Origin of the sequence: Marilutibacter maris (assembly GCF_006546735.2) — a bacterium.
Taxonomy (GTDB): domain Bacteria; phylum Pseudomonadota; class Gammaproteobacteria; order Xanthomonadales; family Xanthomonadaceae; genus Marilutibacter; species Marilutibacter maris.
The window spans coordinates 1-24,594 of the sequence record NZ_VICD02000160.1 but is presented as its reverse complement, the minus strand read 5'-3'; the positions used below and the strand labels follow the sequence as shown (position 1 = coordinate 24,594).

Genomic DNA, 24,594 nt, shown 5'->3' with positions numbered 1-24,594 from the left:
CGGCGTTCCGCGCCGGCGCGACCCTGCCGGCGTTCGACAACGTCGATGTCTACCCGCTGCTGGCGCATCTGATCGGCATCGAGCCGGCCGCGAACGATGGCGACATCGCCCCGCTGTTGCCGGCGCTGGTGTCGCCGGCCCCCTGAGGAAGGTCTGGACGAATCCATCCCGGATTTGTTCAGACGTCGCAAGGTCAAGCCAGGCTCGACCTTGCTCCCGCTGGATCAAGCACCTGGGTGCTCGATCCGCGCGTGCGCCGTCCCTGGCGCACGGCACCTCCGAGCGGGTCAGAGGTGCCCCAACGCGCCGGCGAATGAACGCGGCGACGTGAGCGTGGCGGCATGAGCGCGCCGCCCGTCCATTGATGTCCGAAACTGGCGAGTCATGGGCCGTGGGCGGTGCTAGCCTGCATCCATGTCCTCGCCCACCGTCACCGCCGCTTCCGGCCCCCGGCACGAGCGCCCCGGCCTGCCGGCGCAGGTCTGCGCGCAGGCCCGCCTGAGTCGCGACGTCCGTTTCGACGGGCTGTTCTTCACCGCGGTCGCGACCACCGGCATCTACTGCAGACCGGTCTGCCCGGCGCCGCCGGCGCACGAGAAGAACGTCAGTTACTTCGCCAATGCCGCCGCGGCCGAAGCGGCCGGCTACCGGCCCTGCCTGCGCTGCCGCCCCGAACTGTCGCCTGCCGACGGTCACTGGCGTCGCGGCGACGCCGCGGTCGCGCGCGCGATCCGGCTGATCGACGAAGGTCTGCTCGCCGATGCGCCGGTGTCGGCGCTGGCCGAGCGCGTGCACCTGGGCGAGCGGCAACTGCGGCGGCTGTTCGTCGAACGTCTGGGCGCCGCGCCGCTCGGCGTGCACGCGACCCGGCGCCTGCTGTTCGCCAAGCAATTGCTGACCGAGACCGACCTGGCGATCACCGATGTCGCGATGGCCGCCGGCTTCGGCAGCCTGCGCCGCTTCAACACCACCTTCAAGGAGGCCTACCGGATGGCGCCGCGCGAACTGCGCAGGCGCCCGGGCGCCACCCGCGACGAGACCCTGACCCTGCGCCTGGGCTACCGCCCGCCCTACGACCTGGAGGCGATGCTCGACTTCCTGCGCGGCCGCGCGCTGCCGGGCGTCGAAGTGGTCGATGCCCACGGCTACCAGCGCGTGATCGCTCCGAGCGGCGGCAACGCGGCGCCCGGCTGGCTGCGGGTCGGGGCCTGGCCGGATCGCGAGCCCGCGCTGAAACTGGAACTGCACGCGGTACCGCCCTTGCAGTTGCAGACGGTGGTGACGCGGGTGCGGCGGATGTTCGACCTCGATGCCGACCCGCAGGCGATCGCCGACACGCTCGCGGCCGACGCGCGACTGCGCCCGCTGCTGCGGCAGCGTCCCGGACTGCGCCTGCCCAGCGGCTGGGACGGCTTCGAGATCGCGGTACGCGCGATCATCGGCCAGCAGGTCAGCGTCGCCGCCGCGCGCACCGTCACCGCACGCCTGGCCGCACGCCTGGGCACCACCTTCGAGACACCGCTGGCCGACGGCCTGACCCACCTGTTCCCGACCCCGGCCGCGCTCGCCGAGGCCGACTTCGACGGCATCGGCCTGACCCGGGCACGCGCGGCGACGGTCCGAACGATCGCCTGCGCCCTGCTCGACGGCCGCGTCGACTTCCGTCCGGAGCAGACCCTGGAGGAGTTCGTCGAACGCTGGACCGCGCTGCCCGGCATCGGTCCATGGACCGCCCAGTACATCGCCCTGCGCGCGCTCGCGCATCCGGACGCGTTTCCGGCCGAGGACCTGGTCCTGCAGAAGACCCTGCCCACCGACGGCTCGCGACTGAGCGCCAAGGCCCTGGGCAGGCACGCCGAAGCCTGGCGTCCGTGGCGCGGCTACGCCGTGATCCATCTGTGGCGCGAAGCGGCCAAGGCCGCCGAAACCGAGAGAACCGCCAGGACCGCGCCTTCCCGTCCCGCCGCCAAGCGGAGGAGAACCCAATGAACGCTCCCGCCCCGATCTTCCACCGCCTGTACGACAGCCCGGTCGGCCCGCTGCGGATCGCCGCCTCCGACGTCGGCGTGCACGCGATCGAGTTCCACGCCCAGCGCCACCCGGTGCCGCGCGACGCGCGCTGGCAGGCCGGCGAGCACCCGCTGCTGGATGCGGTGGCCGCCCAGCTGGACGACTACTTCGCCGGACGCCGCACCGGGTTCGACCTGCCGCTGGCGCCGGAAGGCACCGCCTTCCAGCGCAGCGTCTGGCTGGAGCTGGCACGCATCCCGTATGGCAGCACGGTCAGCTATGCGCAGATGGCCTCGCGGGTCGGGCGCCCGGCCGCGGTGCGCGCGGTCGGCGCCGCCAACGGCCGCAACCCACTGCCGATCGTGCTGCCCTGCCACCGGGTGATCGGCGCCGACGGCTCGCTGACCGGCTTCGGCGGCGGGCTGCCGACCAAGCAGTTCCTGCTCGAACTCGAGGGCGCGTTGCCTAAGGCCGCGATCGCCGACGACCTGTTCGCCGCCTGACACGCCCTCGGCGCACGTCGCAGCGCATGCGACCGCAGTGCCCCATAACGGCAAGCGGTCGCGACCCTTCGCGGCCGGGATGCCCTACCTGCCCCTACCCCTACGAAGGATGAGCCGATGTCCGCTTCCACCCGCACCGAACCGCACGCCCGCTTCCTCGCCCTGCATCGCGCGGCAAGCCCGCTGCTGATCGCCAACGCCTGGGATGCCGCCAGCGCGGCGCTGTGGGAGCACGCCGGTGCGTCGGCGATCGGCACCAGCAGCGCGGCGATGGCCTGGGCCTGCGGCCACGCCGACGGCGGCACCCTGCCGCGCGCCGCGCTGATGGACAAGGTCCGCGAGATCGTGCGCGTGACCACGGTGCCGGTCAGCATCGACATCGAAGACGGCTACAGCGACGACCCGGCCGAGGTCGCGGCGCTGGTCGCTGAAGTCGCCGCCGCCGGCGCGGTCGGCATCAATCTCGAGGACGGCGCCGACGCGCCCGAGCTGTTGGCCGCGAAGCTGCGCGCGATCCGCGGCGCACTGGACGGGCAACCGCTGTTCGTCAATGCACGCACCGATGTCTACCTGCGCGGCATGGCCGACGGCGAGGCCGCGGTGGCGATGACCCTGGAACGGCTGGCGCTGTATGCCGCGGCCGGCGCCGACGGCGCCTTCGTCCCCTGCATCGCCGATCTCGGCCAGATCGCCGCGGTCGCCGCCGGCACCGCGATGCCGCTGAACGTGATGGCGATGCCCGGGCTGCCGCCGCTGGCCGCACTGCGGGAGGCCGGCGTGAGCCGGGTCAGCGCCGGCGAGGGCGTGTTCCAGCACGCGTTCGCCGCCGGCCTGGACGCGGTGCGCGGCTTCCTGGGCGGCGACACCGCACGCAGGCTCGACACCGCGGTGCCCTACGGCGAGCTCAACGCGCTGTTCGTGCGCGATCGCTGACGGAGGTACCGTCTACCGCGGCAAGCGCCGCGCCCCGCCACGCGGGCTAATGCGGCCGCTTGTCGCTGACCGCCTTGATCACCAGCGCCCGCTCGTCGACCAGATAACGTCGTGCCAGGGCCCGCAGCTGCGCCGGCGTTGCCGCCGCCACTTCCGCGGCGGTGTTGCGGATACGGTCGAGGTCGCCGGCGCGGGTCGTCGCCTCGTCGACGAAGGCAAGCCAATATCCGTTGTCGCGCCGTGACCTGGCCAGCTCCTCGAGGATCGGCCTGCGAACCCTATCCAACAGGTCGCCATCGACCGGCCGTTCCCGCAACTGCCTCGCGATCGAAAAGATGGCCGCGCGCACCGACGGCAACGCCGAAATTTCCGCATCGCTCGCCGCCGCGAGATAGCCAAAACCCGGATGGTCGTCGGACAGCCTGTTCCCCGCCGCCGGCGCATAACTCTCGCCCAGCTTCTCGCGCAGTTGTTCCAGCAACATCAACTGCATCGTGCGTGCAAGCAACTCGACCCGTACCCGCTCGCCTGGCTCCACCTCGCCCAGCACCGGCCAATAGACTGCGATCCGGGCCTGTCCGGCCGCCCCCTTGTGAATCAACACGCGCTCTCTGGAATCGGTTGCCCATTCGCGCTTGCGCGCTTCGGTCCTCGGATCGAAGGCGGCGCGGCGTTCGGGAAAGGCCCCGAAGGTCGAAGCGATCGCAGCGATCGCCTGTTCCTCCTCGATATCGCCGACCACGCCAATCTCGATCGCACCGTGGGCCAGGCTGTCCGAGATCGCGGCCCGCAGCCCCTGCCAGTCCAGCCCCATCACCCGCTCCAGCGACGGCAGAGCGGCGCGCGGATCGTCGTTGGCCAGAATCGCCGACACATCGCGGTCCATCACCGCCCCCGGCGTCGCATCGAAAGTCGCGTACTGTTGCGGCACGGCGCGCCGGAACAGCGCCAGTCCGTCCTCACTGTAGCCGGGGTGGGCGACATAGGCGGCGAACAGGCCCGCCTGGCGGCGCAGGTCCGTGGCCGCAACCGCGACCGCACCACCGAAGAAATCGGCACCGGCACCGAATACCGGCTGCACCGTGCTTCCCGCGAAAAGCGTCCTGAGATCGTCAATGTCGTGCGCTTCGAGCCCACCTGCGGCCAGGGAACCGGCCAGGAGCACCCGGGTGGGGTCGTCGCGGGTGGCCAGCAGCTCACCACCGTCGACCCGAACCGAAAGACGGACCCGCCCCGCCTCGAAATCGGTTCGCTTGATGTTGAGCATGACGTTGTTCGCGAAGCGAATCCGGCGAATGCCGAGATCACCGATCCTCTCATCGTCGACGACCTCGCCCGCAGGCCCGAAGTCCTCATAGGCGAATGCTGCGACGTGGGTATCGGCAGGCGGCGTCACCGCGACCCTGCCGGATTCGCGCAGCACGGCAATAACCGCATCGGTTCCGCCCTGCAGCGGCGCCTTGGCGGTGATCCTCACCAGCGGAGGGCTCACCCCGGCCACGTGCGCCCTGAAGGCATCGCTGACCGTGCCGGCGTCGAGCACGCGCGCGACCTCGTCGAACATCGCCTTGCTCGTCTCCGGGCGGGTGAATACCAGCCCCTCCTTCCCCGCACGGATCAGACCGTCTGCCAGCGCCTGGCTGCTGCGCGTATCCGCACCGGCGACCTCACTGTGGATACTGGCCCGGAACCTGGCCAGCCGTTCCTCCACTTCACCCTGGGTGAAGCCATGCTCCAGCGCGCGGCGGTACTCCTGCTCCAGCCGCGGGAGTGCCTGGCGCCACGCCCCCTCCCGTATCGCCGCTGAGATGCTGATGCTTTCGGACAATTTTCCCCACTGGGTCCCACCGCCCATGCCGCCTTCGATGATCGGAGAATCCACGGCGGCCGCGATCCGGGCAAACCGGCGATCGACGATGGCCTCAGCCACTTCCTGCGCCAGTTCGCGGGCCCAGCGGACCTTGTTGCGGGGCTCGTCGATCCAGGGCTTGTAGAACGTCAGCGAGACAATGTCGTCGATCGCCGGATCGATGAACGCGTGGGCGGCGGCAGGACGCGAGAAATCGACGCTACCGATGTCGGCCTCGGCGCCGGCGGGGCCACGCCCGGTCCAATCCGCAAAGCGTGCCCTGAGCTTCGGCTCGACCGCCTCGACATCGAAATCCCCGACCATCACCAGAATCGCGTTCTCGGGACGGTAGTAGCGATCATAGAGACTGCGCAGTTGCGAAGCCGAAGCGGCGAGGACGGTCTGCTCGGTACCGCCGGACGGTCGCTCCGAGAGGATCGTATCGGGCAGGAGAAAAGCCAGCGCATCGACGCGATTGCGTCTTCCCGGACTGTCGCTGCCGCGGATCTCGGACAGCACCACGCCGCGCTCGCGTTCGACCGCATCCGGGGCGATCGTCAGCTCGCTTGCGGTCTCCCGCATCAACATCAGTCCCGTATCGATCATGTCCGCCGATGCGGTCGGCAGATTCAGCATGTAGACCGTTTCATCGAGGCCGGTCGAGGCGTTGCTGTCCGCACCGAAGGCCAGACCCTTGCGCGCCAGCAACTTGACCATGTCCCCCTCGGGTACATGGGTGGACCCGTTGAAGGCCATGTGTTCGAGAAAGTGGACGAGGCCGCGTTCGTCATCGTTCTCGACCAGGCTGCCGACGCCGATGTGCATCCGCACGGCAACGCCGCCCTTTGGCGTCCGGTTGTTCAGCAGCGCGTACTTCATGCCGTTGGGAAGCACGCCGAACACGACGTTCGGGTCGACCGGAATATCGCTGTCGGCGAACCCCCAGGCCCGGGCGGCCGGTGTCTGCGGATTGACCGCGACCTTCGCCTCTGCCGCTGTCGCCGCCGCCGCCGCGTTGCAGGCCGCGATCACGGGAAGCAGGAAGACAAGCCCGGCAAGGGCGATCGACCGGGGAGATACGAAGCTCATGGCGTTGACTGGACGTCTGTGGACCCGTGCACGGTAGCAATCCGTTCGCGGACAACCACCCCGCTAAAGTCATGTCGCTTTCGGTCACCCCTTCTCTGCACCATGCGCTGGGGTCGAGCTGGGCCAGGCGAGACCGCGCCGTGGATCGGCGCCCGCACCCTCACATTCCACGGAAGCGATGCACGAATGCGGCGCTGACCGGCAGGGTCTGCGCATGGCCGCGCAATTGCAGGCGCCACTTGCCCAGCTCGTCACGATGCACGCGGTCGATCGCCGCGACCCGCACCACCACGCCGCGATGCACCTGCCAGAACACCTCCGGGTCGAGTCCGGCCAGCAGTTCCTTCAGCGGCGTGCGGATCATCGCTTCGCCATCGCCGCTGACCACCCTCACGTACTTGTCGCGGGCCTGGAAGAACAGCACGTCGTCGACGCCGATCATCCTCACGCTGTCGCCGACGCTGGCACTGATCCAGCGCACCAGGCGCCCGTCCCGGGGACGCAGCCGCGCCTCCAGCGCGTCGATGCGCTCCTGCAGCGCAGGGCCGTCCGGTTGCGCCAGACGCTCGCGCAGGCGGGCGACGGTCCGGGCCAGGCGCGCGGGCTGCACCGGCTTGAGCAGGTAGTCCAGCGCACCGGCCTCGAACGCGCCGATCGCATACTCGTCATAGGCGGTGGTGAACACCACCTCGCCGCCGTAGGCGACCACCGCGCGGGCGACGTCCAGGCCGCTGACCCCGGGCATGCGAATGTCGAGAAAAGCGACCCGCGGCCGCTGCGCGGCGACCGCCTGCAGGGCCTCGACGCCATCGGCGCAGTCCAGGATCCGTTCCAATTGCGGCCACGCCTCGCCCAGCATCGCCAGCAGGGCCGCCCGCTGCGGCGCCTCGTCCTCGGCAACCAGCACGCTGGGAACATCGGCAGGTGGGCACGGCCCGCTCATGCGAGGTCTCCGTCGGGAATGCGTATTGTCGCGATGGTGCCACCGTCGGCAACGCCGTGCAGCCCGAACGTGGCGCGATCGCCAAAGCGCGCGCGCAGTTGTTCGCGCACATTCTCCAGGCCGACCCCGCCGCCGATACCCGGTTTCAGGCCAACGCCGTCGTCGCCGACCTCGACCTCGAGCATGCCGTCGACGATGCGGGCGGCGACCGTCACCCGGCCGCCGCCGCGCTTGGGCTCGATGCCGTGCTTGATCGCGTTCTCGACCAGGGTGATCAACAACAACGGCGGATATCCACGCGCGCGCAGCGCCGCGTCGGCCTCGATCCGGTACGCCAGGCGTCCGCCCATGCGCAGCCGCATCACCTCCAGGTAGGCCGCGCACAGGTCCAGTTGCTGGCCGAGTGTGGACGCCAGCGCGGCACCGCCGTCATCGCCGTTGCGCAGGCGCGGGATGGTCGCGCGCAGATAGTCGACCAGGGCGTCGAGGGTCTGCTCGGCCTGCAGCGGTTCCTGCCGCACCAGCGCGCGCACCGAGGCCAGGGTGTTGAACAGGAAGTGCGGTTCGACCTGCGCCTGCAATGCTCCCAGTCGCAGGTCGCTGTCGTGCCGCAGCTGGCGCAGCCGTGCGACCTCGCCCTGGTGCCGCTCCTGCTCCCAGCGCCGCTGCTCGCTGAAGTAGGCACGCAGTGCCAGTCCGCCGCCGAACAGACCGTAGATCGCCAGCAGCATGGCCAGGTTGATGGTGATCGCCAGTCCGCGTTCGAAGCCGGACATGTCCTGCCGGCTGGATACCGGCTGTCCGACTTCCTCCATCGCCGGCACGACCATGCGCTCCACGTAGGAAGAAGCCCATTGGTCGACGAAGAAGCTGACCGCGATGCCAACCAGCACCGCCAGCACCACGCCGCGGCGCTCGCGCGCCGACGGCCAGTGCCGATAACGCACCCAGGTGGCCAGCGCCGGCCCCGCAGTCGCCATCAGCATGAAGGCGACGAGCAGATGGACGCCGGAGAGCGCGCCGATCTCATAGCTGCGGGTCGACACGCTCACACCGCTACCGATCAGGGCCGCGGCCGGCACCAGCACGATCGCGAACAACAGGCTGCGCCCGCGCAGCCACGGCAGGCTGAACACCGGGTACTGGCGATAACGGCTCCAGACCGCATTGCCGCCGACCAGCACCTTCGGCGGCAGCGGCGCGTCGAGCGGATAGCTCGCCGGCCGGGAACTGTCGGTCGCGGTCGACGCCGGCATGGCGTCAGCGCCGCTCGCCGCGGAGGCTCTGCCCGCCCTGCAGCAGGCTCAGGCCGATGACCGCGCCGGCGTCGTCGCGCTGGAAGCGGATCTCGATGCCATAGGCCGCCGCCTCGAACACGTCGTCGGTCACCGGCGACAGCGGGAACGCGCCCTGCCCGGTCGCCTGCGCGAGCAGGGTATCGCCCTGCACGCGCACGCTGAGCACGAGATCGGTCGGTTGCAGCGGATACTCGCCCGCGTAGTCGCGCAGGCGCTCGACCGAGAGCGTCGGCGCGGGGCTGGCACTGGCTTCGACACGGCGTGCCGGCAGCGCCCCACCCCCCTGGTGCCAGACGAAACCATAGTTGCCATCCGCCCCTTTGTGCGGCGACAACAGCGCGTCGAAGGCACGCGGATAGAAGTCGCCGGCGCTGTCGTAGCCCATCGCGAACGCAGGTTGTCCGGTCGCCTGGATCTCCAGCGCGTCGCCGTTGCGGCGCAGGGTCATCGCCGGTCCGCCTTCCAGTTGCCAGTCGCCGGCCAGGGCGTCGATCAGCGCTGGCGACGCCGTGGTCTCGCGACGCGGCTGGCCCAATGGCAGGCGCGAGTCGAGCAGATGCTGGCCGAGACTGCCCAGGCCGCCCAGCGCGGTCATCGCGGTATCCGAAAGCACGACCACGCCGCGTCCTCTGCCTCGGTCGAAGGCGACAAACGACGAGAAGCCGCCGGTCCCGCCCTCGTGCACGTGCACGCGACGGCCATCCAGCGGCGCCAGCATCCAGTTCATCGCGATCGGCTGGGCCGACGGTGTGTCCAACGGTTGCTGGGTCAGCTCCAACGCAGTCGCCAGCGGCTCCGGCGCGGCACCGAGCTGGCCGCGCACATAGCCGACCATGTCGTCGAGGGTCGCGCGCACGCCACCCACCCCGGATAGCTCGTCCCGGAAGCGCCAGGCCGATGTGACCGCGCCATTGGGCAGATGGCCGACCGCCTCGCGCACGCCTTGCGGACGTGCGTTGACATAGGCGCCGCGCATGCCCAGCGGCTCGAACACGCGTGTATCAAGCAACGCCTCAAAGTCGTCGCCTGCGCGTCGCGCGACCGCATACGACATCAGCATCGAAGCGAAGTTGGAGTACTCGAAGCGTTGCCCCGGCGCCTGTGCGAGGGTGCTGCGGCCAAGCGCGGCCAGCAGGTCGTCGGGGACGATCGCCGCGTAGGGATCGGCAGGGTCCGACAGCTCGACGCCCGGCGGCAGCGCCGGCAGGCCGCTGGTGTGGGTGACCAGGTGGCGCAACCTGATCGCTTGCCCATCGAAGTCCGGGACCGTACTGCCCTCGGGCAGGTATCCGGCAAGCGGGTCGTCGAGATCGGCCTCGCCGGCCTCGATCAACCCGGCCAGCAACGCGGCGGTCATGGTCTTGCTGACCGAACCGATCTCGAAGGCGCTGGACGGTCCGATCCGCGGCTCCTGCGCACCGTCGGCGCAGGCATAGGCACGGCGGACCTTGAAGGTACCGGCGTCGCCGGCATCGATCACCGCGACCGCCAGGCAGGCGCCGGTGCGATCGCCACGCAGGCGCTTGTCGACGGTCGCCGCGAGCGAGGCGTCGTTGGAGGCATCGCCAGGGGCGGCGGCGCAGGTACTCGCCGACAGCCCCAGCAGGGCGGCCAGCGCGGTGGCGAGGGAGGCGGTCGCGGGTCGATACGGGCTCATGTCAGCACTCCATGCAGTGTCGGGACCGGACCAGCCTGCGCCACCTTGCCGCCAATCGCCGAAGGATGCGACGGAACCCCGCCCAACTCCGACGAAACCGCCGACGGCGGCGCGAAGTCCCGCTCAGTCCGGCATCAGCGCGGCCAGCGCATCCCGGTAGCGGGCGGCGATCGCCTCGCGGTCGCGATGATGGCCGCCCGCGACCACGCGCTGGCCGCCGACATGGACCTCGTCGACAAGGTTGCGGTTGCCGCTGAAGATCCAGCGGTCGAGCAGGTCCTCGGCGCCGGCGCCGGCCAATTGCGGAGCGGCGCTGTCCAGCACCACCGCATCGGCGACCTGGCCGGCCTCCAGGGTGCCGATGGCGTGGCCGGACGAGGACGCGGCACTGGCGGCGACGCCGCGCAACAGGGTCTCGCCGACGCTGGGCGTATCAGCGGCGACCGCGATGTTGCGGCGGCGGGTGACCAGGCGCTGGCCGTACTCCAGCCAGCGCAGCTCCTCGACCGGCGACACCGAGATATGCGAGTCGGAGCCGATGCCCCAGCGGCCGCCGGCATCGAGAAACTCGCGCAACGGGAACAGGCCGTCGCCGAGGTTGGCCTCGGTGGTCGGACAGATCGCGACGGTCGCGCCGCTGCGGGCGATGCCGGCCACTTCGGCGGCATCCAGATGGGTCGCATGGACCAGGGTCCAGCGCGCGTCGACCTCGGCGTTGTCGAGCAGCCACTGCACCGGTCGCGCGCCTCGCAGCGCGACGCAGTCCTCGACCTCGGCGACCTGCTCGGCGATGTGGATATGGACCGGCATCGCCGGCGGCAGGGCCGCGAGCACGGTCCGCATCGCCTCCGCCGGTACCGCGCGCAGGCTGTGCAGCGCGCAACCGACATGGAGCATGTCGCCGGCGTCCTCGCACAGGCAATCGATCAGATGCAGGTAGGCATCGATGTCGTGGCCGAAGCGGCGTTGCCGCTCGCCCAGCTCGGCGCCGTCGAAGCCGGCGCTCATGTACAGCACCGGCAGCAGGGTCATGCGGATGCCGGTATCGCGCGCCGCCGCGACCAGCGCCTGCGACATCGCCGCCGGGTCCGAGTACGGACGGCCGTCGGGCGCATGGTGCAGGTAGTGGAACTCGCAGACCGTGGTGTAGCCGGCTTCGAGCATCTCCGCATAGAGCTGGGCGGCGACCGCGTACAGCGTGTCCGGCCCCAGGCGCGCGGCGAAGTGGTACATCGTCTCGCGCCAGGTCCAGAACGAATCGGCCTCGGCATCCTGGCGACCGCGGGTCTGCCGCTCCGCCATCCCGGCCATGGCGCGCTGGAACGCGTGCGAGTGCAGGTTGGCGATGCCCGGCACCACGATGCGGCTGCGCGTGTGGCGATGGAAGCGTCCGCCCTCTGCGACCGGGACGATCCCTTCGATGCGGCCGTGGCCGTCGACTTCGGCGCGCACGCCCTCGCGCCAGCCCGACGGCTGGCCGTCGCCAGGACTCCAGAACATGCCCGAGGGGATCGTGTTGCGGCTCATCGGCGGAATTCGCGTCGTTGCTGTCGGTGCACGATTGTCGCGCATTTGCCGCGCTGCGGTGGCGCGGGACCGTCGACCACGACGCATGGCCTACAATGTCGCGATGGCTTTCAGCGCTCCCACACCGCCCGATCCCGACGGAGACGGTCCGGCCCAGCTGTGGTCGCGCGAAGCCTGGAAGCGACGGCTAGCGCTGTGGGGAGGCGCGATCGCGGTGGCGCTGGCGGCGATCGTGTTCGCCAAGATCGGCGACGCCGCATTCGAGGTCTTCCTGAAGGTCACCGGCCATTCGCCGTGGTGGGCCCTGCTGCTGACGCCGGCCACCTTCGCCGCACTGGCCTGGGCGACCCGCGGCGGTCTGGCCGCGACCCGTGGCAGCGGCATCCCGCAGGTGATCGCATCGCTGCGGATCGGCCGCGACGAGTTCCGCGCCGCGCAGCTCTCGCTGAAGGTCTCCGCGCTCAAGCTGCTGCTGACGGTGGTATCGCTGCTGGGCGGCGCGTCGGTCGGACGCGAAGGCCCGACCGTGCACGTCGGCGCCGGCATCATGCACGCGATCGGCCGACGCCTGGGCTACAGTGACCCCTACCAGGCCTCGCGCTTCCTGCTCGCCGGCGGCGCCGCCGGCATCGCCGCCGCATTCAACACGCCGCTGGCCGGCGTGGTGTTCGCGATCGAGGAACTCAGCGGCGCATTCGAGCAGCGCTTCTCCGGCACCCTGCTGACCGCGGTGATCGTCGGCGGCGTGGTGTCGATGGGCCTGCTCGGCGACTACGCCTATTTCGGCCATATCGCCGCACGCCTGCCGCTCGGCCAGGGCTGGCTGGCGATCCTCGCCTGCGGGGTGCTGTGCGGCGTATTGGGCGGACTGTTCTCGCGCATCGTGATCGCCGCCGCCGACGGCCGCCCGCGCTGGCTCGGACGCATGCGCGGCCGGCACCCGGTGTGGTTCTCCACCGGCTGCGGACTGGCGCTGGCGCTGCTGGGCATCGCCCTGGGCGGCAGCGTGTTCGGCACCGGCTACGAACAGGCGCAGGCGCTGCTGGTACGTCACGACGCCCCGGGCGCCGAGTTCGGCATCGCCAAGTTCGCCGCCAACCTGGTCTCCTACCTGGCCGGCATTCCCGGCGGTCTGTTCTCGCCGGCGCTGGCCGTCGGCGCCGGGCTGGGCGACAACCTCACCGGGCTGTTCCCGGGCGTCGACCCGTCGGCGATCGTGTTGCTGGGCATGTGCGCCTACCTGGCCGGGGTGACCCAGGCGCCGCTGACCTCGGCGGTGATCTCGATGGAACTGACCGACAATCACGAACTGCTGCTGCCGATTCTCGCCACCGTGCTGATCGCCCGCGCCTGTTCCAGCCTGTGTTGTCCGACCCCGATCTACAAGGCGCTGGCGCAGCGACTGGCGCCGCGCCTGCAACCTCCACCGACGACGAAGCCCGCCGATGACTGAGACCGCCTCCCCCGATTCTCGCTCCGCAGATACCGGCGACGCACGCTGGGACGGCCTGATCGTCGGTGTCTCGCTCGCCACCCTGGACGGCGCCGACGGCTACGGCGGCATTGCCGACGCCGCGCTGGGCTGGCGCGGCGGGCGCCTGACCTATGTCGGTCCCCGCGCCGGACTGCCCGGCCCGGAGGACGCCCTGGCCGACGAACTGATCGAGGCGCGCGGCTGGATCACCCCCGGCCTGGTCGACTGCCACACCCACGTGGTGTTCGCCGGCGACCGCGCGCGCGAGTTCGAGATGCGCCTGCGCGGCGAGAGCTACGAGGCGATCGCGCGCGCCGGCGGCGGCATCCTGTCGACCGTGCGCGCGGTCCGCGAGGCCGACGAGGACACCCTGCTGGCGCAGTCGCTGCCACGCGCCAAGGCGCTGGTCGCCGACGGCGTGACCACGCTGGAGATCAAGTCGGGCTACGGCCTGGACCTGGCCAGCGAGCGCCGGATGCTGCGGGTCGCGCGCCGGCTCGGCGAAGCGCTCGGCATCACGGTGCGCACGACCTGTCTGGCCGCGCACGCGCTGCCGCCGGAGTTCAGCGACGACGCCGACGGCTACATCGACGCGGTGATCGAATGGCTGCCGGTGCTGCACGGCGAAGGCCTGGTCGATGCGGTCGATGCGTTCTGCGAGGGCATCGGCTTCAGCCCGGACCAGACCCGACGCCTGTTCGAGGCCGCGCGCTCGCTCGGTCTGCCGGTCAAGCTGCACGCCGACCAGCTCAGCGACCTCGGCGGCGCCGGGCTGGCGGCCGCGTTCGACGGCCTGTCCGCCGACCATGTCGAGTACACCAGCGAAGACAGCGTGCGCGCGATGGCCGCGCACGGCACCGTCGCGGTACTGCTGCCCGGCGCCTTCCACGTACTGCGCGAGACCAGGCTGCCACCGCTGGACGCGTTCCGTGCGCACGGCGTGCCGATGGCGGTCGCGACCGACTGCAATCCCGGCACCGCGCCGCTGCTGTCGCTGCGCCAGGCGATGCAACTGTCCTGCACCCATTTCCGGCTGACGCCCGAAGAAGCGCTGCGCGGCGCCACCACGCACGCCGCGCGCGCGCTCGGCCTGGACGACCGCGGTGTGCTGCGGACCGGCGCCCGCGCCGACTTCGTGCTGTGGGACATCGCGCATCCGGCCGAACTGGGCTACTGGCTCGGCGGCCGCCTGTGCCGCGGGGTGTTCGCGGGCGGGCGACTGATCGCCTGAAGCGCGCCCGTCTCAGCCGCGCTCAATCGACCGCGGCGGCGACCGCGCGGCGCACGTAGCCGCGCGCCTCGCGCATCGCTCCGGCGGCCTGGTCGAGCAGCCAGTCGCGGAACGCGGCGATCTTGCGGCTGTCGTGGCGGGCGAGCGGATAGACGAACCAGAAGCGGCGCCCGTCGGCGGCGACGAAGTCGTGCGCGGGCACCAGCCGGCCGGCCTCCAGCTCGTCGCGGAACAGGATCGGCGAACCGATCGCCACACCATGGCCGGCCACCGCCGCGGCGATGTCCAGATACTCGGCCGACAGGCTGGTGCCGAAACGCCCGCCCAGTTCGACCTCGTGCAGGCCGCGCGCCCGGTACCAGCAGCGCCACCACTCCGGCCGCCCCAGCAACGGCAGCGGCATCGGCCTGGCGGGGTCGTCGATCGCCCGCGCCACCTCCAGCAACTGCGGCGCGCACAGCGGCATGAAGATGCTGGGAAACAGCTCCTGCGCGCGCAGCCCGGCCCAGTCGCCGTGACCGTTGCGGATCGCCGCATCGAACGGGCCGTCGACCAGGTCCTGGGCGTCGGCCGACAGGTCCAGCTCGACCGTGATCTGCGGATGCAGGCGACGGAAGCCGCCCAAACGCGGCGTCAGCCAACTGGTGCCCATGCTCGGCAGCGCGGTCAACGACAGGCAGGCTTCGTCGGTCTCCGCCGCCTTGATGAAGCAGGCGCTCAGGGCCGCGAACGCCTGGCTGGCCTCCTGCGCCACCAGCCGGCCGGCCCGGGTCAGCTCGACCCGCTGCGGATGACGCCGGAACAGGCGCACCCCGACCTGCTGTTCGAGCCGGCGCACGTGGTAGCTGACCGAGGCGGCGGTGGTGTCCAGTTCCCGCGCCGCCGGGGCGAACCCGCCCAGACGCGCGGCCGCTTCGAACGCGCGGATCGAGGGCAGCGATGGCAGGCGGCGGTATCCGACCATAAGCGAGGCTTAGCCTAGCGCCTCGTATTCGGGTCGTCGACAGCGACGATGCCGACCAAGATTGGGACACCGCGTCGAGCGGCGTCCACAGCGGCCGCCGGTACCCGACGCCCCTCCAGGGAGCCGCCATGAATCCGCCATTCGACCCGCCGCACGATGACCGTTTCTCGCCGCCTCGGCGCCGTTTCCTGACCGCGGCAGCGATCGCCGGCGGCGCCGCGGCGCTGGGCCTGCAGCCGTCGATACGCGCTGCCCGCGCCGCGATCGACCGCCTGGATGTCCCCCATGCACGCGACTGGGAATGGCTGCGCGGCAACTGGGACGTCCACCACCGTAGGCTCAAGGAACGCCTGGTCGGCGACACCCGCTGGGAGGAGTTCGCCGGTCGCAGTGCGATGTGGCTGACGATGGGCGGCCTGGGCACGATCGACGACAACAGCCTCGACCTGCCCGGCGACGCCTACCGCGGACTGGGGCTTCGGGTGTTCGATCCGGGCAGCGGGACGTGGGCGATCTGGTGGCTGGACGGCCGCAATCCGACCCGGATCGAACCGGCGGTGCGCGGCGGCTTCGACGGCGACACCGGCACCTTCAGCGGTCGCGACACCCTCAGGGGCCAGCCGATCCTGATGCGCTTTCGCTGGCACGACATCCACGGCGAACGCCCGTGGTGGGAGCAGGCGTTCTCGCCCGACGACGGCGCCAGCTGGGAGGTGAACTGGCGCAACTGGTTCACCCGCGCCTCGGAAACGCCGCATCCACTGCCGATGCGCGCGGACGCGCCGACCGACTTCAGCTTTATCGCCGGCCGCTGGAAGGTATGGAACCGGCGCCTGCGCGAACGCCTGGTCGGCAACGACGACTGGGACGAGTTCCCCGGCACCCTGCACAACTGGCCGGTGCTGGGCGGCCACGGCAACGTCGGCGACAACGTGATGCACTTCCCCGGCGGCGACGTGCGCGGAGTCAGCGTGCGCAGCTACGACGCGGACACGCGCCAGTGGCTGAGCTGGTGGATCGACAACCGCGACCCCTCGCGGCTGGAACCGCCGGTGAAGGGACGCTTCACCGGTGGCGGCGACAACCGCCTGCTGATCGGCGACGACACCCTGCGCGGACAGCCGATCAAGACCCGGGTGATCTGGTCGCATATCAGCGCCGATTCGGCGCGCTGGGAGCAGGCCTGTTCCGCCGACGGCGGCCAGACCTGGGAAGTGAACTGGACCAGCGACTTCACCCGCATCGGCTGACCCTGCTCCAGCGCCACCGATCGCAGAAAAGCAAAACGGCGGGCCATGCCCGCCGTTTTTCGTCGAACCGCCGCGTGGGCGGTCAGCGCCGCGCTTACTCCTTGGCGGCAGCCTTCTTGGCGACGACCTTCTTGGCCGGCGCCTTGGAAGCCTTCTTCGCCACCGGCGACGACGCCGAGCCGGTCGCCTTGGTCACGGCCGTGTGCGAACGGGCGTTGCCGTAGCTGGAGTTGTAACGCTTGCCCTTGGCGGTCTTGCGGTCGCCCTTACCCATGTTCCGTGCTCCGAATCTGTCGTGAGTGTGTTGTTGGTGACGCGCCGTCGGCGAGGATGCGCTGTCGGGATACGCCATCAGGCGTGACCGTCCATTCTAACACGCGAACCGGCGCGTCCGGAGGCTGTCGCCCCCACGCCCGCCGGGACTGCCCGCTCCCTCGGACGGCCCTGGGCAGGGAGGGCGGATTTGCGCAGCCAATCCCGGGATTGATCCGGATGCCGTGCGTCCGGGGCACAGCAGCGCGGTCAGAGCCTGACGAACCCCAATCTGCGCGAGAGCAGCCCCAAGCCCCCCTTGGTAAGGGGGCGCCCCGAAGGGGTGGGGGATCGGAGGCGCGAGGCCGGGGCCCGGGATTTGCGCAGCCAATCCCGGGATTGATCCGGATGCCGTGCATCCGGATCAATGCATCAATGCGCGCAGGACGCGTCGTGGACGTGGCCGTGGTTGAGTCTGAGGTTGGCCAGGTGGGCGAGGCCGACCAGGGTGCCGCCGAAGGTCATCGCCACCGCGTGCGGCAGCAGTGCCTCGTGCAACGGCCGGTACAGCACGCCCGCCCACAGCACCAGCAGGCCCGGGATCAACAGCGACAAGGCCCGCACCGCACGGTGCCGGCGATACCCCCAGACCACGCTGAACAGCCCCAGCCCGGTCGCGAATACCACGAAGGCCAGCTCGAAGCCGTCGTCGAACCAGCCGGTCACGCCCAGCGACGGCAGGGTCGCGATCAGCACCGGCAGCAACGCACAGTGCACCGCGCACAGCAGCGAGCCGACCGCACCGACGCGATCGAGAAGATGGTGGAAGAACGAACGGATACGTGAGGGGGGCATGACGTACGGCAGGGGCTGGATCTCGAATTGTTATAGTATAACATTCCGATCATCCCGGTACGTCACTTTAGCTCAAGCCCATGCATTCCAACAGCCTCCCGCGTCGCCTTCCCCTCTCACTCGCCCTCGCTGCCGCGCTGATGGCCGGCTCTCCGCAACTGCTTGCGGCCACCGACAGCGCGACCGCGCAGGACCACGACCACGAAGCCGTGGACCTGAACGCGGTCGAAGTACGGGCCACGCCGCTGGCCGGGACCGCCGAGGACCTGACCCGGCCGGTCGAGATCCTGGCCGGCGACAAACTCGACGAAGCCAAGGCCAACTCGCTCGGTGAGACCGTATCCAAGCTGCCGGGCGTGCAGTCGACCTACTTCGGTCCTGGTGTCGGCCGGCCGATCGTGCGTGGCTTCGACGGTGCGCGCGTGCAGGTGCTCAGCGACGGCCTCGGTGCCGGTGACGTGTCGACGGTCAGCGTCGACCACGCGGTCAGCATCGAGCCGTTCCTGGCCAACCAGATCGAGGTGCTGAAGGGCCCGGCCACCCTGCTCTATGGCAGCGGCGCGATCGGCGGCGCGGTCAACGTGATCGACGGCCGCATTCCCGAGGCGGCGACGGCGAGGCCGCTGGAAGGCCGCGCCGAGCTGCGCGCCGGCACCGTCAACGACGAGAAGACCGGCATGGTCCGCCTCGACGGCACCTCGGCCGGGGGCAATCTGGTGTTCCATTTCGACGCCCTGCACCGCGAGACCGGCGACTACGACATCCCCGGCTTCGCCGAGAGCGAGCACGCCCACGAAGACGATCACGACGACGGCCATGACGATGACGGGCACGAAGAGGAAGGCGTGCGCGGCACCCTGGCCAACAGCGCGGTGCGCACCGACGCCGGCGCGCTGGGCGTGTCCTGGGTCGGCGAGCGCGGCTTCCTCGGCGTCGGCGTCAGCCTGTTCAACACCCGCTACGGCGTACCCGGCCACTCGCACGGCGAAGAAGACGGTCACGACGACCACGGGCACGACCACGACGACGAAGAGCACGAGGAGGAGGGACCGGTCCGGATCGTGATGGACCAGCGTCGCACCGAGCTGCGCGGCGGGCTCAACGACATCGGCCCGTTCGTCTCCCTGCGCGGCAAGGTCGCGCATACCGACTACACCCATACCGAGTACGAGGGCGAGGAAGTCGGCACCGTGTTCGACAACGACAGCACCGAGGCGCGACTGGAGCTGGTCCACCGGCCGGTGCTGGGCTGGGACGGCGCGATCGGCCTGCAATGGGCGGACCGCGACTTCAGGGCGATCGGTGAGGAAGCCTTCGTGCCGGCCTCGAAGTCGCGCGACACCGGCCTGTTCTGGATCGGCCAGCGCGAGTTCGGCGACCTGAAGTTCGAGCTGGGCACGCGCCACGACCGCAACAGCATCGACATCGATGCCGCCACCGCGATCGGCCCCGACCGCGACTTCGACACCACCAGCCTGTCGGCATCGATGCGCTGGAACATCAGCCCGGACTTCCACCTGTCCTTCGGCCTGGATCGCGCCCAGCGCGCACCGACCGCCGAGGAGCTGTACTCCAACGGCCTGCACGTGGCCACCGCCAGCGTCGAACTGGGCAACCCCGATCTCGACGTGGAAACCGCCAACCGCGCCGAACTGGGCCTGCACTGGCATGCCGGACCGTTCAAGCTCGGCGCCTCGGTCTATCACGCCCGCTTCGACGACTTCGTCTACCTGGCCGACACCGGCATCGACGACGGCGGCCCGGTGCGGGTGTGGACCCAGGACGACGCGCGCTTCAACGGCGCCGAGGCCGAGGCCAGCTGGAACTTCGCCGACAACGCCAGCGGCAGCTGGGACCTGCGCGTGTTCGGCGACGTGGTGCGCGGCGAGCTGAGCGGCAGCGGCACCCGCGCGGTCGATGTCTCGGTCCCGCACGGCGACCACACCCACGACTACACCGTGGACCTGGCCCGCGGCGGCAACCTGCCGCGGATCGCGCCGTCGCGCGTCGGCGGCGAACTGCGCTGGGCGATGGGTGCCTGGCGCGCCTCGATCGGCGCGACCCGCTACGCCGAACAGGACGACGTCGCCGAGCACGAGGAGCCGACCCCGGGCTACACCCTGGTCGATGCTCACGTGGCCTGGCATCTGGACACCGCATCCGGCGGCGCCTGGGAGGTGTTCCTGGACGGCAGCAACCTGCTCGACGAGGAAGCCCGCGCGCACACCTCGTTCCTGAAGGACCTGGCCCCGCTGCCGGGACGTGGCGTCGCCTTCGGCGTGCGCGCGTTCTTCTGATCCGCCACCGGCCGCGATCCGCGGGCGCCGCCACAAGGTGGCGCCCGCATTGCGTTCAACGCCCCTGCAGCACCTCGTGCAACCCGGGCCGGTAGTCGGCGCCGACACAGTCGTCGCGGCGCTCCCGGATCGCCTGTTCGGTGCAGGTGTCGCGGCCCCCGAACAGCCCGAGCAGGGTCCGCGCGACCCGCGAGTCCTCCTTCAGCTTCTCGACCGCGTCGCCGTCGGTGGCCCAGTCGTCGGCGAAACGGGTGCGGCGCGGGTCGAGCGAAGCGCGCGACGCCAGCGGATCGGGGCGGTCGAAGCCAATCGGCTCGCGGCGCTCGGGCACCGACAGATCCAGCGGACGACGCGGCGTGGCAGGCTCGGTCGAGGCCGCCAGGAACACCGCCGAGATCCCGCGCGTCGCGGATGGTTCCGGCGACGCCACCGCCTCGGCTGAGCGCCGGGCGGTCACCGGCGATGCCGCAACCGGCGGCGCCGGCTCCCGCGGCTCGGAAGACCTGGCGATGAAATGCACCTGCAGCACCGCCTCCTCGTCGCGGTCGACGGCCAGCGGCGGCGGCTGGATCTGGAACCGGAACAACAGCCACCACGACGCGTACAGGTGCAGCGCGGCAACGAAGGCCATCAACGCGATCCGCGCCAGCGACTCCTGACTGCTACGACGGCTGCGCATCCATGCTCCGGTCCCGGGAACGACCGGCGCACTCTAGCCGGCGCCGGCGGCGGCGTGGTTAGGAAAGCGTTGCCGCGACAACGGCGGCCGGATTGCGGTTCAGCCCTTGCGCGCGCAGTCGGCGCAGACGCCGTGCACTTCCAGCGTCTGCGCCTGCGGCACGAAGCCCAGCGCGCGTGCGCGCCGGTCCAGCGAAGCAACGATCTCCTCGTCCTCCAGCTCGGTCGCCGACTGGCACTTGTCGCAGATCAGGAACGGCACCGCATGCGCCTCGGAACCGGGATGGTGGCAACCGACGAAGGCATTGATCGAGGCGAGCTTGTGGATGAAGCCGTGTTCGAGCAGGAAGTCCAACGCCCGGTAGACCGTCGGCGGCGCCGCCGAATCGTGGGTCGCCTTCATCTGGTCGAGCAGGTCGTAGGCCTTGACCGGACGCCCGGCGTCGGCGATCAGGCGCAGCGCGTGGGCGCGGATCGGGGTCAGGCGCAGGCCGCGTTGCCCGCACAGGCGCTCGACCTCGCGCACGAAACCATCGGCATCGTGCACGTGGTGCTTGGGATCGGTGCAGGCGTGCGACTCGCTCATGACCCAGATCTAGGTCCCTTCGGGCAATTTTGCAAGCGCGGCGTCGATCCGCGCCAGCGCCTCGTCGCGGCCGCACAGGTAGACCGTGTGGCCGATGTCGGGGCTGACCTGGGTGCCGGTGACCGCCACCCGCATCGGCTGGGCGACCTTGCCCATGCCGATCTCCAGCGCCTGCGCGGTCGCCTGCAGCGCGGCGGTGATCGCCTCCGCATTCCACTCCGGCAGCGCCGCGATGCGCTGGCGCGCCTCGGTCAGCGGCGCACGCGCCTTCTCGCCCAGGTGCTTGGCGACGGCCGCGTCGTCGTACCCGGTCAGCGGACCGAACCAGACCCGCGCGCGCTCGGCCATCTCCTTCAGGGTCTGTACGCGGTCGCGCAGCGCGATCACGATGTCGGCCGGGGCAGGGCCCCGGGCCGGATCCAACCCCTGCTCGCGCAGGTGCCAGTCGAGATGCTTGGCCACCTCGGCCGGATCGTCGCTCTTGAGGTACTGCTGGTTCAGCCAGCCGAGCTTGGCCGGATCCAGCCGCGAGGCCTTGGCATTGACGTCCTTGAGGTCGAACAGCCCGGTCATCTCGGCGATCGAGAAGATCTCCTGGTCGCCGTGCGACCAGCCCAGCCTCACCAGATAGTTCAACAGCGCGTGCGGCAGGTAGCCCATCTCGCGGTACTGCATCACGTCGGCCGCGCCGGTGCGCTTGGACAGCTTGGCGCCCTGCTCGTCGAGGATCATCGGCAGATGCGCGAAGTGCGGCACCGGCGCCCCCAGCGCCTGGTAGATATTGATCTGGCGCGGCGTGTTGTTGACGTGGTCGTCGCCGCGCACCACGTCGGTGATGCCCATGTCCATATCGTCGACCACCACCGCGAAGTTGTAGGTCGGGTAGCCGTCGGAACGGAAGATCACCAGGTCGTCGAGCTCGTCGTTGCTGATCTCGATGCGGCCCTTGACCTTGTCCTCCCAGACCACCGACCCGCCCTGCGGATTGCGGAAACGGATCACCCGGTTGGGGTCGTCGCGGTACCCCAGGTCGGCATCGCGCGCGGCGCCGTTGTAGCGCGGCTTCTCGCCGGCGGCCATCGCCGCCTCGCGCATCGCTTCCAGCTCTTCCTTGGTCTCGTAGGCGTAGTAGGCGGTGCCGTCGGCCAGCATCTTCTCGGCGACCTCGCGGTAGCGCTCCAGCCGGGCGGTCTGGTAGACCGGCCCCTCGTCGTAGTCCAGGCCGAGCCAGTCCATCGCCTGCAGGATCGCGTCGATCGCGGCCTGGGTGCTGCGCTCGCGATCGGTGTCCTCGACCCGCAACACGAACTGGCCGCCGTTGCGGCGCGCTTCCAGCCAGCAGTACAGCGCGGTTCGGGCGCCGCCGATGTGCAGGTAACCGGTGGGGCTGGGGGCGAAACGGGTACGGGTGGTCATGCGGGATGGGGACGGCTGCGAACGGATCGGCCATTTTAGCCGGTTGCAGGCGGGCGGTCGCGGGCAACCGGTTGACGATCGCCGCCGGCGAAGCCCGCCTCGCGCCGCCGGCCGGCATCGGGCAGACACTACAATGCGCGCATGACCACCCTCTTCGTTTCCGACCTTCACCTCGACCCCGAGCGTCCGCGCATCACCTCGCTGTTCGTCGACTTTCTCCGCGATGAGGCCCGCCGGGCCGATGCGCTGTACATCCTCGGCGACCTGTTCGAGGCCTGGGTCGGCGACGACGATCCCTCCGAAACCGGCGCCACCGTCGCCGCCGAGACCCGGGCGCTGGCCGATGCCGGCGTGCCGGTGTTCTTCATGCGCGGCAATCGCGACTTCCTGCTCGGCGACGCCTATGCGCGCCGCGCCGGCATGACCCTGCTGCCCGACCCCTCGGTGATCCTGCTGTACGACCGCCCGACCCTGCTGATGCATGGCGACCTGCTGTGCACCGACGACACCGCCTACCAGCAGTTCCGCGCCCAGGTCCGCGATCCACGCTGGCAGGCGCAGTTCCTGTCGCAGCCGTTGCCGGCGCGGCTGGCGTTCGCGCAGCAGGCGCGGGCGGCGAGCCAGGCCCACCAGTCCGGGCTCAAGGACCAGGGCACGATGGAGACCATCACCGATGTCGCCGCGGCCACCGTCGAGGACACCCTGCACCGCTTCGGCATCGACACCCTGATCCACGGCCACACCCACCGCCCGGCGATCCACGAACTCGACGTCGACGGCCGTGCCTGCCGTCGCATCGTGCTGGGCGACTGGTACGAACAGGGCTCGGTGCTGCGGGTCGACGGTGATGGCGCTCGCCTGGAAGGCCTGCCGCTGGCATGACCCGGGGCCCATGGCCCGTCGACATGGAGGTATGACGATGTATCTGATCGTAGGCGTCGCCCTGATCCTGTTCGGCCTGATCGGACTCATCCGCGGCGAGACCACGTTCTTCTCGCGATTCGGCAAGGCCCAGTTCAATTACGAGGACGACGGATGGGTGTTCAAGGCCGTCGTCCTGTACACCATCCTCGGCGGGCTGTACTGCCTCTACCGCCACGTCCACCCGCAGTGACGGACGACGCACTCACTCCACCGCCTGCGCCAACGCCTCCAGCTCCTCGTCGCTGAATCCCGCCGCGCTTCGCGCCTGGAGGTTGAACGGGCCGTGCAGCACCGAGCGCGCGTACTCGGCCAGCAGTTCGCGAAAGCGTGTCGACGGATCGGTGCCAGCTAGCTCGCAGTACCACTTGAACCAGCGCGAACCGGCGGCGACGTGGGCCACCTCCTCGCGCAGGATCACCTCCAGGATGTCGGCGGTCGCGTCATCGCCCAACGCGCGCAACTTCACGATCATGCCCGGGGTCACGTCCAGCCCGCGCGCCTCCAGCACCCGCGGCACCAGCGCCATCCGCGAAAGGCCGTCGTGCGCGGTCTTCTCGGCCATCTCCCACAGCCCGTTGTGGGCGTCGAAATCGCCGTAGTCGCGGCCGAATTCGCGCAGGCGCGCGCGCAACATCGAGAAATGGCGCGCCTCGTCGGCGGCGACCGACACCCAGTCGGCGTAGAACGCATCGGGCAACCCGCGGAAGCGGTAGACCGCGTCCCAGGCCAGGTCGATCGCGTTGAACTCGATATGGGCGATCGCGTGGATGAACGCCGCCCGCCCCTCGTCGCTGCCGAGCCCGCGCCGCGGCAACTCGCGCGGATGCACCAGCCGCGGTCGCGCCGGCCGGCCCGGCA

General features: G+C 70.5%; 21 protein-coding genes. 9 read left to right on the top strand and 12 right to left on the bottom strand.

Annotated features, from left to right (window positions below; all coding sequences use genetic code 11):
- Positions 1–414 precede the first annotated feature (414 nt).
- From FKV24_RS09750 to FKV24_RS09740, 3 genes are all read left to right on the top strand, one after another.
- Positions 415–1,989: a DNA-3-methyladenine glycosylase 2 family protein gene (locus tag FKV24_RS09750; RefSeq protein ID WP_141482240.1), complete on the top strand. Its 1,575-nt coding sequence runs from the start codon at positions 415–417 to the stop codon at positions 1,987–1,989.
- Entirely contained in the window at positions 1,986–2,513 is a 528-nt protein-coding gene (locus FKV24_RS09745) for a methylated-DNA--[protein]-cysteine S-methyltransferase (RefSeq protein WP_111267002.1), read from the top strand. The genes FKV24_RS09750 and FKV24_RS09745 overlap by 4 nt, the downstream gene beginning before the upstream one ends.
- 117 nt (positions 2,514–2,630) lie before the next feature.
- Complete coding sequence (locus FKV24_RS09740) at positions 2,631–3,446, top strand: isocitrate lyase/PEP mutase family protein (protein WP_141482239.1); 816 nt, start codon at positions 2,631–2,633, stop codon at positions 3,444–3,446.
- Between the two features lie 46 nt (positions 3,447–3,492).
- Here the strand turns inward: FKV24_RS09740 and FKV24_RS09735 are convergent, their stop codons facing one another.
- The 5 genes from FKV24_RS09735 to FKV24_RS09715 all read right to left on the bottom strand — a co-directional run bounded on the left by FKV24_RS09735 (position 3,493) and on the right by FKV24_RS09715 (position 11,809).
- Positions 3,493–6,384, bottom strand: coding sequence for a M16 family metallopeptidase (locus tag FKV24_RS09735; protein WP_141482238.1), 2,892 nt, complete (start codon positions 6,382–6,384; stop codon positions 3,493–3,495).
- A 160-nt stretch (positions 6,385–6,544) separates the two neighbouring features.
- Positions 6,545–7,327, bottom strand: a complete 783-nt coding sequence (locus FKV24_RS09730) for a LytR/AlgR family response regulator transcription factor (protein ID WP_141482237.1) — start codon at positions 7,325–7,327, stop codon at positions 6,545–6,547.
- Positions 7,324–8,583, bottom strand: a complete 1,260-nt coding sequence (locus FKV24_RS09725; protein ID WP_141482236.1) for a sensor histidine kinase — start codon at positions 8,581–8,583, stop codon at positions 7,324–7,326. The genes FKV24_RS09730 and FKV24_RS09725 overlap by 4 nt, the downstream gene beginning before the upstream one ends.
- A 4-nt stretch (positions 8,584–8,587) precedes the next feature.
- Positions 8,588–10,282, bottom strand: coding sequence for a serine hydrolase domain-containing protein (locus FKV24_RS09720; protein WP_141482235.1), 1,695 nt, complete (start codon positions 10,280–10,282; stop codon positions 8,588–8,590).
- Positions 10,283–10,405: 123 nt separating this feature from the next.
- On the bottom strand, positions 10,406–11,809 hold the full coding sequence (locus FKV24_RS09715; protein WP_249040979.1) for a formimidoylglutamate deiminase: 1,404 nt from the start codon (positions 11,807–11,809) through the stop codon (positions 10,406–10,408).
- Between the two features lie 103 nt (positions 11,810–11,912).
- Here FKV24_RS09715 and FKV24_RS09710 point away from each other — a divergent pair, with 103 nt between their 5' ends.
- Together FKV24_RS09710 and hutI are read left to right on the top strand one after the other, a co-directional pair.
- Complete coding sequence (locus FKV24_RS09710) at positions 11,913–13,262, top strand: chloride channel protein (RefSeq protein ID WP_249040978.1); 1,350 nt, start codon at positions 11,913–11,915, stop codon at positions 13,260–13,262.
- Positions 13,255–14,514, top strand: a complete 1,260-nt coding sequence (gene hutI, locus FKV24_RS09705; RefSeq protein ID WP_141482233.1) for an imidazolonepropionase — start codon at positions 13,255–13,257, stop codon at positions 14,512–14,514. Before FKV24_RS09710 ends, hutI begins: the two co-directional genes overlap by 8 nt.
- A 22-nt stretch (positions 14,515–14,536) precedes the next feature.
- Here hutI and FKV24_RS09700 read toward each other — a convergent pair whose 3' ends face one another.
- A complete protein-coding gene (locus tag FKV24_RS09700) occupies positions 14,537–15,478 on the bottom strand; it encodes a LysR substrate-binding domain-containing protein (RefSeq protein ID WP_141482232.1) in 942 nt (313 codons plus the stop codon).
- A 128-nt stretch (positions 15,479–15,606) separates the two neighbouring features.
- Here FKV24_RS09700 and FKV24_RS09695 point away from each other — a divergent pair, with 128 nt between their 5' ends.
- On the top strand, positions 15,607–16,728 hold the full coding sequence (locus FKV24_RS09695) for a hypothetical protein (RefSeq protein ID WP_141482231.1): 1,122 nt from the start codon (positions 15,607–15,609) through the stop codon (positions 16,726–16,728).
- A gap of 94 nt (positions 16,729–16,822) precedes the next feature.
- Here FKV24_RS09695 and FKV24_RS09690 read toward each other — a convergent pair whose 3' ends face one another.
- Complete coding sequence (locus FKV24_RS09690; protein ID WP_111267009.1) at positions 16,823–17,002, bottom strand: 30S ribosomal protein THX; 180 nt, start codon at positions 17,000–17,002, stop codon at positions 16,823–16,825.
- Positions 17,003–17,412: 410 nt separating this feature from the next.
- On the bottom strand, positions 17,413–17,835 hold the full coding sequence (locus FKV24_RS09685) for a MerC domain-containing protein (protein WP_111267010.1): 423 nt from the start codon (positions 17,833–17,835) through the stop codon (positions 17,413–17,415).
- Positions 17,836–17,915: 80 nt separating this feature from the next.
- On the opposite strand from FKV24_RS09685, the gene FKV24_RS09680 reads away from it, so the two are divergent.
- Entirely contained in the window at positions 17,916–20,132 is a 2,217-nt protein-coding gene (locus tag FKV24_RS09680) for a TonB-dependent receptor (protein ID WP_141482230.1), read from the top strand.
- A gap of 55 nt (positions 20,133–20,187) precedes the next feature.
- On the opposite strand, the gene FKV24_RS09675 is transcribed toward FKV24_RS09680, so the two are convergent.
- The 3 genes from FKV24_RS09675 to gltX all read right to left on the bottom strand — a co-directional run bounded on the left by FKV24_RS09675 (position 20,188) and on the right by gltX (position 22,812).
- Complete coding sequence (locus tag FKV24_RS09675; RefSeq protein WP_141482229.1) at positions 20,188–20,811, bottom strand: hypothetical protein; 624 nt, start codon at positions 20,809–20,811, stop codon at positions 20,188–20,190.
- A 99-nt stretch (positions 20,812–20,910) separates the two neighbouring features.
- Positions 20,911–21,396: a transcriptional repressor gene (locus FKV24_RS09670; RefSeq protein WP_111267013.1), complete on the bottom strand. Its 486-nt coding sequence runs from the start codon at positions 21,394–21,396 to the stop codon at positions 20,911–20,913.
- A 9-nt stretch (positions 21,397–21,405) separates the two neighbouring features.
- A complete protein-coding gene (gene gltX / locus FKV24_RS09665; RefSeq protein ID WP_141482228.1) occupies positions 21,406–22,812 on the bottom strand; it encodes a glutamate--tRNA ligase in 1,407 nt (468 codons plus the stop codon).
- Positions 22,813–22,953: 141 nt separating this feature from the next.
- Between gltX and lpxH the strand changes: the two genes are divergently transcribed.
- A complete protein-coding gene (lpxH, locus tag FKV24_RS09660; RefSeq protein ID WP_141482227.1) occupies positions 22,954–23,694 on the top strand; it encodes a UDP-2,3-diacylglucosamine diphosphatase in 741 nt (246 codons plus the stop codon).
- 37 nt (positions 23,695–23,731) lie between these two features.
- Positions 23,732–23,926 carry a hypothetical protein gene (locus FKV24_RS09655; protein WP_141482226.1) on the top strand — a complete coding sequence of 65 codons (195 nt, stop codon included), beginning with the start codon at positions 23,732–23,734 and terminating at the stop codon, positions 23,924–23,926.
- Between the two features lie 12 nt (positions 23,927–23,938).
- Here FKV24_RS09655 and FKV24_RS09650 read toward each other — a convergent pair.
- Positions 23,939–24,594: ferritin-like domain-containing protein (locus FKV24_RS09650; RefSeq protein ID WP_141482225.1), on the bottom strand; the 656-nt coding region annotated here is incomplete at its 5' end.

What these genes read in the sequence shown, in the direction of transcription:
- FKV24_RS09750 (WP_141482240.1), top strand. Translation starts at nt 415, where the DNA reads ATGTCCTCGCCCACCGTCACCGCCGCTTCCGGCCCCCGGCACGAGCGC.
- FKV24_RS09745 (WP_111267002.1), top strand. Translation starts at nt 1,986, where the DNA reads ATGAACGCTCCCGCCCCGATCTTCCACCGCCTGTACGACAGCCCGGTC.
- FKV24_RS09740 (WP_141482239.1), top strand. Translation starts at nt 2,631, where the DNA reads ATGTCCGCTTCCACCCGCACCGAACCGCACGCCCGCTTCCTCGCCCTG.
- FKV24_RS09735 (WP_141482238.1), bottom strand. Translation starts at nt 6,384, where the DNA reads ATGAGCTTCGTATCTCCCCGGTCGATCGCCCTTGCCGGGCTTGTCTTC.
- FKV24_RS09730 (WP_141482237.1), bottom strand. Translation starts at nt 7,327, where the DNA reads ATGAGCGGGCCGTGCCCACCTGCCGATGTTCCCAGCGTGCTGGTTGCC.
- FKV24_RS09725 (WP_141482236.1), bottom strand. Translation starts at nt 8,583, where the DNA reads ATGCCGGCGTCGACCGCGACCGACAGTTCCCGGCCGGCGAGCTATCCG.
- FKV24_RS09720 (WP_141482235.1), bottom strand. Translation starts at nt 10,282, where the DNA reads ATGAGCCCGTATCGACCCGCGACCGCCTCCCTCGCCACCGCGCTGGCC.
- FKV24_RS09715 (WP_249040979.1), bottom strand. Translation starts at nt 11,809, where the DNA reads ATGAGCCGCAACACGATCCCCTCGGGCATGTTCTGGAGTCCTGGCGAC.
- FKV24_RS09710 (WP_249040978.1), top strand. Translation starts at nt 11,913, where the DNA reads ATGGCTTTCAGCGCTCCCACACCGCCCGATCCCGACGGAGACGGTCCG.
- hutI (WP_141482233.1), top strand. Translation starts at nt 13,255, where the DNA reads ATGACTGAGACCGCCTCCCCCGATTCTCGCTCCGCAGATACCGGCGAC.
- FKV24_RS09700 (WP_141482232.1), bottom strand. Translation starts at nt 15,478, where the DNA reads ATGGTCGGATACCGCCGCCTGCCATCGCTGCCCTCGATCCGCGCGTTC.
- FKV24_RS09695 (WP_141482231.1), top strand. Translation starts at nt 15,607, where the DNA reads ATGAATCCGCCATTCGACCCGCCGCACGATGACCGTTTCTCGCCGCCT.
- FKV24_RS09690 (WP_111267009.1), bottom strand. Translation starts at nt 17,002, where the DNA reads ATGGGTAAGGGCGACCGCAAGACCGCCAAGGGCAAGCGTTACAACTCC.
- FKV24_RS09685 (WP_111267010.1), bottom strand. Translation starts at nt 17,835, where the DNA reads ATGCCCCCCTCACGTATCCGTTCGTTCTTCCACCATCTTCTCGATCGC.
- FKV24_RS09680 (WP_141482230.1), top strand. Translation starts at nt 17,916, where the DNA reads ATGCATTCCAACAGCCTCCCGCGTCGCCTTCCCCTCTCACTCGCCCTC.
- FKV24_RS09675 (WP_141482229.1), bottom strand. Translation starts at nt 20,811, where the DNA reads ATGCGCAGCCGTCGTAGCAGTCAGGAGTCGCTGGCGCGGATCGCGTTG.
- FKV24_RS09670 (WP_111267013.1), bottom strand. Translation starts at nt 21,396, where the DNA reads ATGAGCGAGTCGCACGCCTGCACCGATCCCAAGCACCACGTGCACGAT.
- gltX (WP_141482228.1), bottom strand. Translation starts at nt 22,812, where the DNA reads ATGACCACCCGTACCCGTTTCGCCCCCAGCCCCACCGGTTACCTGCAC.
- lpxH (WP_141482227.1), top strand. Translation starts at nt 22,954, where the DNA reads ATGACCACCCTCTTCGTTTCCGACCTTCACCTCGACCCCGAGCGTCCG.
- FKV24_RS09655 (WP_141482226.1), top strand. Translation starts at nt 23,732, where the DNA reads ATGTATCTGATCGTAGGCGTCGCCCTGATCCTGTTCGGCCTGATCGGA.